We start from the raw sequence: 13,262 nt of genomic DNA, 5'->3' as shown, positions 1-13,262 counted from the left end.
TGAATTAAGCAATGATCTTGGCCACGACGCCAGCGCCCACGGTGCGGCCGCCTTCGCGGATAGCGAAGCGCAGACCTTCTTCCATGGCGATGGGGTTGATCAGCTTGACGGTGATCGACACGTTATCGCCAGGCATGACCATTTCCTTGTCGGCTGGCAGCTCGATGGCGCCAGTCACGTCGGTCGTGCGGAAGTAGAACTGAGGACGGTAGTTGTTGAAGAACGGGGTGTGGCGGCCGCCTTCGTCCTTGCTCAGCACATACACTTCGGCGGTGAAGTGGGTGTGTGGCTTGATGGAGTTGGGCTTGCACAGCACTTGGCCGCGTTCCACGTCTTCACGCTTGGTGCCGCGCAGCAGCAGGCCGACGTTGTCGCCAGCTTGGCCTTGGTCCAGCAGCTTGCGGAACATTTCCACGCCCGTGCAGGTGGTCTTTTGCGTGTCGCGGATACCGACGATTTCGATTTCTTCGCCGACCTTGATGATGCCGCGCTCGATACGGCCGGTCACCACGGTGCCGCGGCCGGAGATGGAGAACACGTCTTCCACGGGCATCAGGAAGGCACCGTCCACAGCGCGCTCAGGCGTGGGGATGTAGGTGTCCAGGGCTTCGGCCAGCTTGTCGATGGCTTGCTCGCCCAGAGGACCCTTGTCGCCTTCCAGGGCGAGCTTGGCGGAACCGCGGATGATCGGGGTGTCGTCGCCTGGGAAGTTGTACTTGTCCAGGAGTTCGCGCACTTCCATTTCGACCAGCTCGAGCAGCTCTTCGTCGTCCACCATGTCGCACTTGTTCAGGAACACGATGATGTAAGGCACGCCCACTTGGCGGGCCAGCAGGATGTGCTCGCGGGTCTGGGGCATCGGGCCGTCAGCGGCCGAGCACACCAGGATGGCGCCGTCCATCTGGGCAGCGCCGGTGATCATGTTCTTCACATAGTCGGCGTGGCCAGGGCAGTCCACGTGGGCGTAGTGGCGGTTGGCCGTTTCGTATTCCACGTGGGCGGTGTTGATCGTGATGCCGCGGGCCTTTTCTTCAGGTGCCGCGTCGATTTCGTCGTACTTCTTGGCTTCGCCGCCGAACTTGGCGGACAGCACCGTGGCGATCGCTGCCGTCAGCGTCGTCTTGCCATGGTCCACGTGGCCGATCGTGCCCACGTTGACGTGGGGCTTGGTACGTTCGAACTTACCTTTTGCCATTTTGAATCTCCAAAGAGCATTGCCTGTGTTGGGGTTTAACGTCTGCACCCGATTGCTGATTCGTCCCGCACAGGGCAACAGGACGGCACCGGGTCGCAGATTGCAAGAATCTTGCTACTGTTTGTATAGCTGCCTGCGCCTGCCAGGCGGGCGATAGCAGCTGTATGGATCAGAAAACCAATGGGGAAAGGCATGCGCAGGCAGACCTTTCACCCAGCGCACCAATTACTTGGCGCGTGCAGCCATGATGGCTTCGGACACGTTGCGAGGCGCTTCGCTGTAGTGCTTGAATTCCATCGTGTAGGTGGCGCGGCCCTGCGTTGCGGAGCGCAGCGAGGTCGAGTAGCCGAACATTTCCGACAGGGGCACTTCAGCGCGGATGGCCTTGCCACCGCCCGGGATGTCGTCCATGCCCTGGACCATGCCACGGCGGGAAGACAGGTCACCCATCACGGTACCGGCGTAGTCTTCAGGCGTTTCCACTTCCACGGCCATCATGGGCTCCAGGATCACGGGGTTGGCCTTGCGGCAACCTTCCTTGAAACCGAAGATCGCGGCCATCTTGAACGCCAGTTCGTTCGAGTCCACATCGTGGTACGAACCGAAGTGCAGCGTGACCTTGACGTCCACCACGGGGTAGCCGGCCAGCACGCCTTGCGTGACGGCTTCGTGGAAGCCCTTCTCCACCGCGGGGATGAATTCGCGAGGAACCACACCGCCCTTGATGGCGTCGACGAATTCGTTGCCCTTGCCGGCTTCGTTCGGCTCGATCTTGAGCACGACGTGGCCGTACTGGCCCTTACCGCCGGACTGGCGCACGAACTTGCCTTCGGCTTCTTCCACCGTCTTGCGGATGGTTTCGCGGTATGCCACCTGGGGCTTGCCCACGTTGGCTTCCACGCCGAATTCGCGCTTCATGCGGTCCACGATGATTTCCAGGTGGAGCTCACCCATACCGGCGATCAGCGTCTGGCCGGACTCTTCGTCGGTCTTCACGCGGAACGAAGGATCTTCGGCAGCCAGGCGTTGCAGGGCGATGCCCATCTTTTCCTGGTCGGTCTTCGTCTTGGGTTCCACGGCCTGTGTGATCACGGGCTCTGGGAACACCATGCGCTCCAGAATGATCTGGGAGTCCATGTCGCTCAGCGTTTCGCCGGTGGTGACGTCCTTCAGGCCCACGCAGGCAGCGATGTCGCCGGCGCGGATTTCTTCGACTTCCAGGCGCTCGTTGGCGTGCATCTGCACGATACGGCCGATACGTTCCTTCTTGCCCTTGATCGGGTTGTAGACGGTGTCGCCCTTGGTCAGCACGCCGGAGTAGACGCGCACGAAGGTCAGCTGGCCCACGAACGGGTCGGTCATCAGCTTGAATGCCAGGGCCGAGAACTTCTCGCTGTCATCCGCCTTGCGGGTGACCGGGTTTTCGTCTTCGTCGGTACCCGTCACATCATCGATGTCGGTAGGTGCCGGCAGATAGTCGATCACGGCGTCCAGCATGCGCTGCACACCCTTGTTCTTGAACGCCGTACCGCACAGCATGGGCTGGATTTCGGTGGCGATCGTGCGCGTGCGCAGGCCGAGCTTGATCTCTTCCTCGGAGAGGTCGCCCTCTTCCAGGTACTTGTTCATCAGCTCTTCGGAGGCTTCGGCAGCAGCCTCGACCATCTTTTCGCGCCATTCCTTGGCGGATTCCACCAGGTCGGCAGGGATCTCTTCGAAGGTGAACTTCATGCCTTGCGACGCTTCGTCCCAGATGATGGCCTTCATCTTGAGCAGGTCGACCACGCCGGTGAAGTTGTCTTCAGCGCCGATCGGGATCACGACGGGCACGGGGTTGGCCTTCAGGCGCAGGCGCATCTGGTCGTAGACCTTGAAGAAGTTGGCGCCGGTACGGTCCATCTTGTTGACGAACGCGAGGCGGGGCACCTTGTACTTGTTGGCCTGGCGCCAGACGGTTTCCGACTGGGGCTGCACGCCACCCACGGCGCAGTACACCATGCAGGCGCCGTCCAGCACGCGCATGGAACGCTCCACTTCGATCGTGAAGTCCACGTGGCCGGGGGTGTCGATGATGTTGAAGCGGTGCTCTGGGTAGGACATGTCCATGCCCTTCCAGAAGCAGGTCGTGGCAGCCGAGGTGATCGTGATGCCGCGCTCTTGTTCCTGCTCCATCCAGTCCATGGTGGCAGCGCCATCGTGCACTTCACCGATCTTGTGGTTCACACCGGTGTAGAACAGGATACGTTCGGTCGTCGTGGTCTTGCCAGCGTCGATGTGGGCCGAGATACCGATATTGCGGTAGCGCTCGATGGGGGTCTTGCGAGCCATGGTGAGTCCTTGGATGGGTCGTGTTATTCAGGGGACGGGGCAGCCATTGTGGGGCGGCGATCCGTCAATTTTGTGACCGCCTCAACCGCCACAAGGCTGCAGGCAGAAATGCCGGCAGCCTTGCGCTTGGCGACGAGAACGGTCGTCGATTCGCTTAGAAGCGGAAGTGGCTGAATGCCTTGTTGGCTTCGGCCATGCGGTGAACTTCGTCACGCTTCTTCATGGCACCGCCACGGCCTTCGGTGGCTTCCAGCAGTTCGTTGGCCAGACGCTGGGCCATCGACTTTTCGCCACGCTTGCGGGCGGCTTCCTTGATCCAGCGCATCGACAGGGCCAGGCGGCGCACAGGGCGCACTTCCACTGGCACTTGGTAGTTGGCACCGCCCACGCGGCGGGACTTCACTTCCACCATGGGCTTCACGTTGTTGATGGCAACGGTGAAGGCCTCCAGGGGGTCCTTGTCGGGGTGCTTCTTCTCGATCAGTTCCAGGGCGCCATAAATGATGCGCTCTGCAACTGCCTTCTTGCCGCCTTCCATGATCACGTTCATGAATTTGGACAGCTCTACATTGCCGAACTTGGGATCCGGCAGGATTTCACGTTTGGGGACTTCGCGACGACGTGGCATTTTTTACCTCTATCTTTGCTTCAGTTGGCATCTTTTCAGACACCGCGAGAGCCAATGAAGGACTCCCACTTACTCGACCCGCGCAGAACACCTGCGTTTGGGGCCACTACGCTGCACCACCGCGCCACGCGGGAGACAGCACCGAAAATTCTTGGCAGCAAGCGCAGGGCTTACTTGGCCTTGGGCTTCTTCGCGCCGTACTTGGAGCGAGCTTGCTTACGGTCCTTGACACCTTGCAGGTCGAGCGAGCCGCGCACGATGTGGTAACGCACACCAGGCAAGTCCTTGACACGACCGCCGCGAACCAGCACCACGCTGTGTTCCTGCAGGTTGTGGCCTTCACCGCCGATGTAGGAGATCACCTCGAAACCGTTGGTCAGGCGCACCTTGGCGACCTTACGCAGAGCGGAGTTAGGCTTCTTGGGCGTCGTGGTGTACACACGGGTGCACACGCCACGGCGCTGTGGAGAGTTTTCCATCGCGGGGCTTTTCGACTTGGTCTTTTCGACCTCGCGCCCCTGACGGACCAGTTGATTGATGGTTGGCATGAATACGTCCCTAAACGTGAATTTGCTTCGTGAAAGCGAAAACGTGAATCCCTTCGGAAATTCCGAAAAGCCTTCTAATGTAGCAGCAAGACCCAAAACGGGCAAGCGGCGCGGCCTCTCTTCTGAAACACCCTTGGTACAAAACGCAGCACGCCCTGTGAAAAAGCACGGCCAATGAATGCCAGGGCAGCCGTGCAAGGGCCGCCCCGCCGCACGGGCTGCGTCCCCCTCCCGAATGGCGCAGCCATTCGAGAGCAGGGGCTGAGGGCCGAGGTTCCAAGCCTGCCTGCGCAGGCTTGGACGTGCCCGAAGAGCCCGCCGCCTCCGGCGGTGGCACCGAGGCCAAGCGCCTCAGGCAGATGTACCTGCTACTTAATCCAGAGGCGGATCGCATCCCACGCACGGCCCAGGAAGCCGGCCTGCGGGACTTCTTCCAGGGCCACGAGCGGCACCTCGGTGAGCGTCTGCTCACCCAGGGCGACCTTAAGCGTGCCGATGGACTGGCCCTTGGTGAAGGGCGCCACCAGCGGATCGGGCCGCACGATCTGGGTGGTGATCTTGCCTGCGCTGCCCGAAGGCACCGCCACGACGATGGCCTCCTCGCGGCCGATCTTGAGCATGCTTTCGGTGCCCTTCCAGACGGCAGGCGTCGCCACGGGCTTGCCGGCGTCGAACAGCTTGACGGCCTCGAATGCGGTGTAGCCCCAGTTCAGCAGCTTCTGGCTTTCATTGGCGCGGGCGTTTTCGCTGGCGGCTCCCAGCACGATGGACAGCAGGCGGCGCTGGCCCACACCGGGGAATTCACGCTTGGAAGTGGCCACCAGGCAGTAGCCGGCCGCGGCGGTGTGGCCGGTCTTGAGGCCGTCCACGGTGGGGTCGCGAAACAGCAGCGAGTTGCGGTTGGTGCCGTTCGACGCCGGCGTGCCCGGGTAGCTGTACTGCTTGGTGGAGTAGTAGTGCATGTACTCCGGGAAGTCCTTCATCAGGCGCATGGCCAGCACGGACAGGTCGCGTGCCGTGGTGGTGTGGCCGGGCTCGGTCAGGCCTTCGGGGTTCTTGTAGCTCGTGCCCTTCATGCCCAGTGCCTGCGCCTGGTCGTTCATGAGCTTGACGAAATTTTCGGCCGTGCCGCCCACGCCTTCCGCCAGGGCCATCGTGGCGTCGTTGCCGGACTGCACGATCATGCCCTTGATCAGGTCTTCGACCGGCACCTGCATCTTGGGGTCGATGAACATGCGCGAGCCGGGCATCTTCCAGGCGCGCACGCTCACGGGGAGCTTCTGCTCCAGCGAGATCTTCTTGGCGCGCAGCGCGTCGAACACCAGGTAGCCCGTCATGAGCTTGGTGAGCGAGGCCTGCTCGACCGGCGCGTCGATGTCCTTGGCGGCCAGCACCTGGTTGGCGGTCACATCCACCAGCAGGTAGGTGCGCGCGGCGATTTCAGGGGGCTGGGGCGCCTGGGCCAAAGCGCCGAAGGCGGCCGGGGCCACCGCAGCAAAGACGGCGAGGGATCGCAGCGCGGACAGGATTCGTTTCATGGGCGGGAGGCTGGGGCTGGGATGGGTGGGATGAAGGGAGAAAGGAAACGGAGTGCGCGCACGGGGCGTGCAGGGTACAGGTGCCGGGCTCGCCAGGGCGGGCGGCAATGCCCGCCGTGGGCGCAACCCTCAGGCCGTGGCCTGCAGGTGGCGCACCACCAGATTTTTCAGAAGCGGCAATTGTCCGTGAAAGAAATGCCCCCCCGCGGGAATGACTGTGACAGGCAGTATCTGGGGACGGGCCCAGTCCATCACGGCGGACAGCGGCACGGTGTCGTCCGCCTCGCCGTGCACGACCAGGGTGCGCTCGTGGGCGTCGGGCGGCACGGGGGCCACGGTGAAGCGGCTGGCGGCCGTGCCCACGAGCACGGCGGTATCGACCCGGCCCGCGGGCCACAGCGCGGCCAGCGCATGGCTGGTGACGAAGGCACCGAACGAGAAGCCCGCCAGTGCAATGCGCTGGCCCTCGGCCGCGGGCGCCACCTCCTCGACCACGGCCAGCAGGTCCTGCAGCTCGCCCTGGCCGTCGTCATGCACGCCGGCCGTGGCCCCCACGCCGCGGAAGTTGAAGCGCACCGCGGTCCAGCCGCAGTGCACAAAGGCGCGCGCAAGCGTCTGCACCACCTTGTTGTCCATGGTGCCGCCAAACAGCGGATGCGGGTGGGCGATGATGGCCACGCCGCGCGGGGCGGCCACGCCGTCGGCCAGCACGGCGCTGTCGCGCACGGCCTCGATGGCGCCGGCAGGGCCGGACAGGGTCAGGCGTTCGGTGTGTGCGTTCACGGTGGTTTGCTACTCAATTCATAGCTGCCAGCGCTTGACCATCAAGCGGTGGCAGCCCAAAACATTCAAGACCCAGGGACAGACGCGGTTTCAGCGCCCAAGTTCCGCCGGCGTGACCAAACGCTCCACCACCTGGCCGTTCTTGAGGTGCGACTCGACGATCTCGTCGATGTCGGCCGTGTCCACGTAGGTGTACCAGGTGCCTTCGGGGTAGACCACGGCGATGGGCCCGCCTGCGCAGCGGTCCAGGCAGCCCGCCTTGTTCACGCGGACCTGGCCGGGGCCGGACAGCCCCGCGGCCTTGACCTGGGACTTGCAGCGGTCAAAACCCGCCTGGGCGTTGTGGTGGGCACAGCTGTCTTCGCCGTTGGCGCGGTCGTTCAGACAGAAGAAGATGTGGCGCTGGTAGTAGCCAGGCGCAGTGGATGTGTCGCTCATCGCCCCATTTTACGAACCCCGCACGCCCAAACTGGCGCGCACAACGCCAGTGCACGCGTGGAACCGGCTTTGCCAAGGCCACCGGGTGCATCCCGCGCCCGCGCGGTGAGGAGGGGGCTGAGTGCCGCGGCTGCAGGCCTGGACGGCAATGAAGAGCGGCCGCCCCTGGCGAACGCACCGAGACGCCGCAGGCGGCTCAGGAGGCGCTTTCTCTCCTCGACACCCGCACCAGCACGTACAAAAGCGCCGCATACGGCCACAGCCAGCCCAGCCACTGGCCCAGGCCATAAAAGCGGATGAACCGCCCCTGCTCCCAGATCTGCAGGGTCTGCGCAAAGTAGGCGCTGGTGGGCGCCTGGTTGAGCAGCGCCAAGTGCCATGCCAGCGCCAGCAGCAGCACTGCGGCGCAGGCGCGGCGGGGCAGGCCCAGCGTCACCACAGCCAGCCCCAGCGCGCCCCACACGCCCACGCGCGTGGGCATGCCCATCCATTCCCAGGCATGCACCGGGCCCCAGCTCAGCGCCGCCGACAGGGCGGTCAGCGTGACACCGATGGCCACCACGCCCAGCGCGAACAGCGCCCGGCGCCCCATCTGGCGGATCACGCAATAGCCCAGCAGGCACGGTATGAGCAGCCCCAGCGTGACGCACAGCAGCTCGCCGCCCGGCGACAGCGGCTCGAACGGCGCATCGCGCAGCGGCACCCACTCCAGGAAGGGTGTGTCGGCCAGGATTTCGATCAGCGATCCTTCGAGCCGCTCCAGCACCTGGCCCAGCCCGAAGGGCACAGCCGCGGGGAACAGCAGCGCCAGCGGCCACAGCGCCAGCAGCACGATGGCGCCACTGGCGTCGCTCACGAACCAGCGCCCCCGAAAATCGCTCCAGCGGTCGATGGCGCCCAGGCGCTCGAGCAGCGCGGCGATCAGGCCCCCCGCCAAGGTGCCGCCGATGTTGAGCAGCAGGTCCAGGTTGGACGGCACGCGCCGCGGCAGGTAGATCTGCAGAAACTCCATGGAGAGCGACAGCAGGCCGCCCGCCAGCGTGGCCAGCCACACCGCGCCGCGCGGCCAGCCCGAGCGCAGCATGCCCAGCACCAGCAAAAAGCCCAGCGGCGCGTAGCCCACCACGTTGGTGGCCACGTCAAAGCCCGTCCAGTACGGCGGCGGCAGGCGGGCCAGCAGGAAGACCAGCGGGTCGATGCCCTGGGCGCGCCAGCCGTCGAACGGGAACAGGCTGGCAAAAACGATCAGCGCCGCATAGGTCAGCGCCAGGGGCCAGGCGGAGGTCTTGTGCACCGTCGTCGGCCCTTCCCGGCGTTAAAAGGGCTTGACGACGACCAGCACCACCGCGCACAGCAGCAGGGCCACCGGTACCTCGTTGAACCAGCGGAACCACGCGTGGCTGCGGCGGCTGCTGCCGTCCGCCAGCTTGCGCAGCAGCACGCTGCAGGCATGGTGGTAGCCGATCACCAGCACCACCACCGCCAGCTTGGCGTGCATCCAGCCATTACCCTGTGACGCGGGGCCGCGCCCTATGCCGTAGCCCAGCCACAGCCACGCGCCCAGCGCCAGGGCCGGCACCGCCAGCAGCGTGGTGAAGCGCAAGAGCTTGCGGGCCATCAGCAGCAGGCGGTCGCGCTCAGCCACCGACCCCGGAGCCACCATGGCCAGGTTCACGAAGATGCGCGGCAGGTAGAAAAGACCAGCAAACCAGCTGGCCACGAACACGATGTGAAAGGCTTTGACCCAGAGCATGCGGGCAGTTTAAGGGCCACCCGATGCCCTTCGCCTCCAAAAGCCCGCTGCAGGCTTCAGAAAGGCGTTTTGTGCCGAACGGCCGCATCCGCACACCACCACAAAAAAAGCCCGGCGATCCGCCGGGCCGGGAAGCCCCTCTCGCATCGCTGCAAGACAAGGCCCCGCTCAGGGAGGAAAAGCGGGGGGCAGCAGGCTGCCCGGCGCCAATTTAGCACCGGACACACCGTGTTACAAGCGGCATTTCCAGGCATGCAGCAACCGCATCTGCACGGCATCAAAACCTGGACGGGACGAGCGGTTCACGTGGGTGCAGCCCTGCCCAAACCGGCAATCCCCCAGCCAGCGCACCCGTGGATCTCGCATCACCGGTCCACCGGGCGCGTCCCCGGGTGGGAAAGGCGCGCAGCGCCACAGGGGATAGATAATCTTCGGATGCACCTCCACAGCCCCGCCCCCTTCCCCCAGAACCGCCCCCGCCGCCTGCGCCGCGATGCGTTCACCCGCCGCCTGGTGCGCGAGAACGCCGTGAGCGTGGACGACCTGATCTACCCTGTGTTCGTGCACGAGGGCACGAACCAGCGCGAGGCCGTGACCTCGATGCCCGGCGTGGACCGCCTGAGCCTGGACCTGCTGCTGCCCGTGGCCGAAGACTGCGTGAAGCTGGGCATCCCGGTGATGGCGCTCTTTCCCGCCATCGACCCGGCCCTGAAGACGCCGGACGGCAAGGAGGCCCTGAACCCCGACGGCCTGATCCCGCGCGTGGTGCGGGCACTGAAGAAGGAATTCCCCGGCCTGGGCGTGATGACCGATGTGGCGCTCGACCCCTACACCAGCCACGGGCAGGATGGCATGCTGGACGAGACTGGCTACATCCTCAACGACGAGACGGTGGAGATCCTCACCGGCCAGGCACTGACCCATGCCGAGGCGGGCGTGGACATCGTCGCGCCCAGCGACATGATGGACGGGCGCATCGGCGCCATCCGCGACGCGCTGGAGGTGCAGGGCCACATCCACACCCGCATCATGGCCTACAGCGCCAAGTACGCCAGCGCCTTCTACGGCCCCTTCCGCGACGCGGTGGGCACGCGCGGCGCCTTGGGCAAGGCCGACAAGAACGTCTACCAGATGGACCCCGGCAACAGCGACGAGGCCCTGCGCGAGGTGGCCCTCGATATCGCCGAAGGCGCGGACATGGTGATGGTCAAGCCCGGCATGCCGTACCTCGACATCGTGCGCCGCGTGAAGGACGAGTTCAAGGTGCCGACCTTCGCCTACCAGGTGAGCGGCGAGTACGCCATGATCAAGGCGGCAGCGGCCAACGGCTGGCTGGACCACGACGCGGTGATGATGGAAAGCCTGCTGGCCTTCAAGCGCGCGGGTGCCGACGGCGTGCTGACCTATTTCGCACGCGACGCAGCCCGGCTGCTGACCCGGTAGCCGCCGACGGTGACCGGCACTCCCGCGCCAGCGGCGCCTTTCTCCTCCACACCCCAACCGGCCTCGATGCGCATCTTTCACATCCACGGCGGCGGCGTCCAGGAGCTGGACAGCCTGCCGGCGCACATGCCCGCGCAGGGCTTCGTCTGGATCGCGTGCGCGCGCTCCGCGTTCCAGGCCCGCCTGGCCGAGATCCAGGGCCGTCTGCAGGCGCTGGTGGGTCTGCAGTTGGTGGACCTGCACGTGTCCGACCTGCTCAACGCGCAACTGCCGTCGCACTACGACTACACCTCGCAGTACGACCTGCTGGTGTTCCGCCGCTTGGCTACGGCGCACGGCGATGCAGCGCAGCCCCCGGCGCCGCCGGACGATGCCCACGCTGCCGCCGCCAGCCCGCTGCGGCGCGGCGGCCCACCCGTGCTGCGGCGCATCGACACCAGCCCGGTGGGATTTGCGGTGTTCGACCAGTTGCTGCTCACGGTGCACCCCACCGACTGCTCGGTGCGCGACGCCTACGCCACGCGCCTGCTGGCAGCGCTGCCCGCCCTGCCCACCGGCCCCGCCGAGGGCCGCAGCAGCCCGGTGCCCGGGGCCCGAGTACCCACCAGCCCGGCCGACCTGATGCTGCGCGTGGTGAACCTCATGGTGGACGGCTACCTGGACCTGCGCCGCGAGCTCACCCGCCAGCTCGACCACTGGCAAAACGAGCTGCTTAAGCCCCGCGCGCGCTACGTGAACTGGAGCTCGCTGCTGGAGGCGCGGCTGTCGCTGCACCAGCTCGACGAAATCTGCGAAGACCAGCGCACCGCCGTGCAGGACTGGATCGACGCGCTGGAGACCTGGGCCCTGCCCGACACGCCCACCGGCCTGCGCGAGCTGGACTTGCTCAAGGTGCGCAGCCGCGACGTGCTGGAGCACATCGAACGCGTGGTGCACCACGTGCGCCGGCTGGAGCAGAGCACCGAAACCGCCGTGCAGATGCATTTTTCGGTGCAGAGCAACCGCACCAACGACATCATGCGCACGCTGACCGCGCTGACCGCCGTGTTCCTGCCGCTGAACCTGATCGCCGGCATCTTCGGCATGAATTTCGAATTCATCCCACTCATCCACAAAGCTGACGGCTTCTGGTGGGCCATGGGCTCGATGATCACGATCGCGGTGGCGCTGGTGGCGCTGTTCTGGCGCAAGCGGTATCTCGCGCGCACGGGTGCTTGAGCACCATCAGACACCTTCCAGACGCTGCTTGCGTTCTCGAGCCAGTGGATTGTTCGTTGACGATTGGTGGCGATATCGGCCCAGTGCGTCCGCAAGCGTAGCGGCCTGATCCAGTGCTTGCGCGAGCGCTGAGGGGCAAGAATCGGCGGCGGCGGTGGCGTGCGGGGCCAGCTTAGTCGCGCAACTGGCGGCTGGTCACACTGGTGACCATTTACGCAAACCTTCCTTAAAGACCGATCAATTTCACTACGGTCACAGAAAATATACACGCCGCCACAAGACTCATTAAAATCATCAGCAGTAAGTACCGAATAAAATCTTTCAATGTCAACCGAAAGAATTTTTTGAAGATCCAGCTCGCATACATGGACGCCAGCAAAATCAATCCAAGAAACTTTACCCACAAATAACCAGATTCCCGATTTTGCTCGCCAACAATAATTGCAAGGCCAATTGCTATTGAAATAGCAAACAAGATGCTTGTATTCAGCCAAAAATTCAAGGACCTCGGCATTCTGCTTATCCTGTAAAGTGTCCTGAAGGTATCGGCATGTCTAGGCCTGGCACTTGGTACCCCCTCAGGGCTGTACGAATCACAATGTCGTACCCAATACCATCTCCCGCAACGCTGTTTAACAATCCAATCAGGTAGGATGAGCTGTTATATTGACCAGAAATCATTCTGTCACCGCCTATATTTCGAGGAACAGAGTATGGGGTGATCACACCAGAGAAATTTTTAGCATTTCTGATGAGCTTATCTTTAAAATCTCTTGGTGTTATGAATTTTGGTGGACTGATAGAAATTTCAATATCTTTGGGATTGGAATATTTCAGTCTTTCAGCAACAGTCATTTGATTGTTATAAGTCAACAAATGATTGGGAATGGTGTTTTTGTAGAAATTAGATTTTATTCTTTCAAAACCACCAATCCTAAAACCACCATCTGGTTGGCCGTCAATGGCTGTAACTCCATCATACAAGTCTTTTATTAGCAAAGTCAAGTGAAGGCTTGGGCTTAATGGACTCACAATTCGACCGACAACTATCGCAGCAATACGGGCAATCACCGTAAATTCTGGTTCTTTACTATTATCAATTGCGGCTGACATACGCACTCCCCTAAAGTTTATTTTTTAGACTTTTTTGCGCCAACCCTAAACGGCCCCGCATAACTCCATCCTATCCGCCAATGTTCCAAAATAGGCACCGTTGTTCAGCGCCCAAACTATGCGAATCGGTTGAATAAAGTCACCCACACGACATTTAAATCACGCCTGACACCGTTTCAGCTCATGGTCAGTCAGTTCGCATCCAAGGCCGTATCGCCAACAGTGCGCCAAAGTGCGGTTAGGTGAGGCGATCAGAGGATTAACTGCGCGTAGCTAT

Annotated in this window: 12 protein-coding genes; 2 read left to right on the top strand and 10 right to left on the bottom strand. The window is 63.2% G+C overall.

The annotated features are described in order from the left end of the window. Positions 1 to 4: 4 nt before the first annotated feature. The 9 genes from tuf to ACSQ3D_RS16460 form a co-directional block, all read right to left on the bottom strand. Entirely contained in the window at positions 5 to 1,195 is a 1,191-nt protein-coding gene (gene tuf, locus ACSQ3D_RS16500; protein WP_056410091.1) for an elongation factor Tu, read from the bottom strand. A 225-nt stretch (positions 1,196 to 1,420) separates the two neighbouring features. Next, a complete protein-coding gene (fusA, locus tag ACSQ3D_RS16495; RefSeq protein ID WP_056410094.1) occupies positions 1,421 to 3,523 on the bottom strand; it encodes an elongation factor G in 2,103 nt (700 codons plus the stop codon). 154 nt (positions 3,524 to 3,677) lie between these two features. Continuing rightward, positions 3,678 to 4,151, bottom strand: a complete 474-nt coding sequence (gene rpsG / locus ACSQ3D_RS16490) for a 30S ribosomal protein S7 (RefSeq protein ID WP_005798541.1) — start codon at positions 4,149 to 4,151, stop codon at positions 3,678 to 3,680. A 170-nt stretch (positions 4,152 to 4,321) separates the two neighbouring features. Then, positions 4,322 to 4,699 (bottom strand): 30S ribosomal protein S12, encoded by a 378-nt coding sequence (gene rpsL / locus ACSQ3D_RS16485; RefSeq protein WP_015012185.1) that lies wholly within the window; start codon positions 4,697 to 4,699, stop codon positions 4,322 to 4,324. A 368-nt stretch (positions 4,700 to 5,067) separates the two neighbouring features. Then, entirely contained in the window at positions 5,068 to 6,237 is a 1,170-nt protein-coding gene (locus ACSQ3D_RS16480; protein WP_396506720.1) for a D-alanyl-D-alanine carboxypeptidase family protein, read from the bottom strand. Positions 6,238 to 6,366: 129 nt separating this feature from the next. Next, positions 6,367 to 7,020: an alpha/beta hydrolase gene (locus ACSQ3D_RS16475; protein WP_436127635.1), complete on the bottom strand. Its 654-nt coding sequence runs from the start codon at positions 7,018 to 7,020 to the stop codon at positions 6,367 to 6,369. 90 nt (positions 7,021 to 7,110) lie between these two features. Further along, positions 7,111 to 7,458, bottom strand: a complete 348-nt coding sequence (locus ACSQ3D_RS16470; protein ID WP_436127634.1) for a (2Fe-2S) ferredoxin domain-containing protein — start codon at positions 7,456 to 7,458, stop codon at positions 7,111 to 7,113. A 196-nt stretch (positions 7,459 to 7,654) separates the two neighbouring features. Beyond that, positions 7,655 to 8,752 (bottom strand): VanZ family protein, encoded by a 1,098-nt coding sequence (locus tag ACSQ3D_RS16465; protein WP_056410100.1) that lies wholly within the window; start codon positions 8,750 to 8,752, stop codon positions 7,655 to 7,657. Between the two features lie 21 nt (positions 8,753 to 8,773). Further along, positions 8,774 to 9,211 (bottom strand): CopD family protein, encoded by a 438-nt coding sequence (locus ACSQ3D_RS16460; protein ID WP_056164787.1) that lies wholly within the window; start codon positions 9,209 to 9,211, stop codon positions 8,774 to 8,776. Positions 9,212 to 9,646: 435 nt separating this feature from the next. Between ACSQ3D_RS16460 and hemB the strand changes: the two genes are divergently transcribed. Together hemB and ACSQ3D_RS16450 are read left to right on the top strand one after the other, a co-directional pair. After that, positions 9,647 to 10,654: a porphobilinogen synthase gene (hemB, locus tag ACSQ3D_RS16455; RefSeq protein WP_436127633.1), complete on the top strand. Its 1,008-nt coding sequence runs from the start codon at positions 9,647 to 9,649 to the stop codon at positions 10,652 to 10,654. A gap of 66 nt (positions 10,655 to 10,720) precedes the next feature. Then, positions 10,721 to 11,872: a magnesium transporter CorA family protein gene (locus ACSQ3D_RS16450; RefSeq protein ID WP_436127632.1), complete on the top strand. Its 1,152-nt coding sequence runs from the start codon at positions 10,721 to 10,723 to the stop codon at positions 11,870 to 11,872. Between the two features lie 519 nt (positions 11,873 to 12,391). On the opposite strand, the gene ACSQ3D_RS16445 is transcribed toward ACSQ3D_RS16450, so the two are convergent. Continuing rightward, the gene (locus ACSQ3D_RS16445; RefSeq protein ID WP_436127631.1) at positions 12,392 to 12,985 is read right to left on the bottom strand and encodes a hypothetical protein; all 594 of its coding nucleotides are present in this window, start codon (positions 12,983 to 12,985) and stop codon (positions 12,392 to 12,394) included. Positions 12,986 to 13,262 lie beyond the last annotated feature (277 nt).

It is taken from the genome of Acidovorax sp. LjRoot117, assembly GCF_964252695.1.
In the GTDB taxonomy this organism is placed as follows: domain Bacteria; phylum Pseudomonadota; class Gammaproteobacteria; order Burkholderiales; family Burkholderiaceae_C; genus Acidovorax.
The sequence above is the reverse complement of the archived record's forward strand: the minus strand, read 5'-3'. Positions and strand labels throughout refer to the sequence as shown.

Bases quoted from the DNA above. Each gene is read 5' to 3' on its own strand.
- tuf (WP_056410091.1), bottom strand. From the start codon at position 1,195: ATGGCAAAAGGTAAGTTCGAACGTACCAAGCCCCACGTCAACGTGGGC.
- fusA (WP_056410094.1), bottom strand. From the start codon at position 3,523: ATGGCTCGCAAGACCCCCATCGAGCGCTACCGCAATATCGGTATCTCG.
- rpsG (WP_005798541.1), bottom strand. From the start codon at position 4,151: ATGCCACGTCGTCGCGAAGTCCCCAAACGTGAAATCCTGCCGGATCCC.
- rpsL (WP_015012185.1), bottom strand. From the start codon at position 4,699: ATGCCAACCATCAATCAACTGGTCCGTCAGGGGCGCGAGGTCGAAAAG.
- ACSQ3D_RS16480 (WP_396506720.1), bottom strand. From the start codon at position 6,237: ATGAAACGAATCCTGTCCGCGCTGCGATCCCTCGCCGTCTTTGCTGCG.
- ACSQ3D_RS16470 (WP_436127634.1), bottom strand. From the start codon at position 7,458: ATGAGCGACACATCCACTGCGCCTGGCTACTACCAGCGCCACATCTTC.
- ACSQ3D_RS16460 (WP_056164787.1), bottom strand. From the start codon at position 9,211: ATGCTCTGGGTCAAAGCCTTTCACATCGTGTTCGTGGCCAGCTGGTTT.
- hemB (WP_436127633.1), top strand. From the start codon at position 9,647: ATGCACCTCCACAGCCCCGCCCCCTTCCCCCAGAACCGCCCCCGCCGC.
- ACSQ3D_RS16450 (WP_436127632.1), top strand. From the start codon at position 10,721: ATGCGCATCTTTCACATCCACGGCGGCGGCGTCCAGGAGCTGGACAGC.
- ACSQ3D_RS16445 (WP_436127631.1), bottom strand. From the start codon at position 12,985: ATGTCAGCCGCAATTGATAATAGTAAAGAACCAGAATTTACGGTGATT.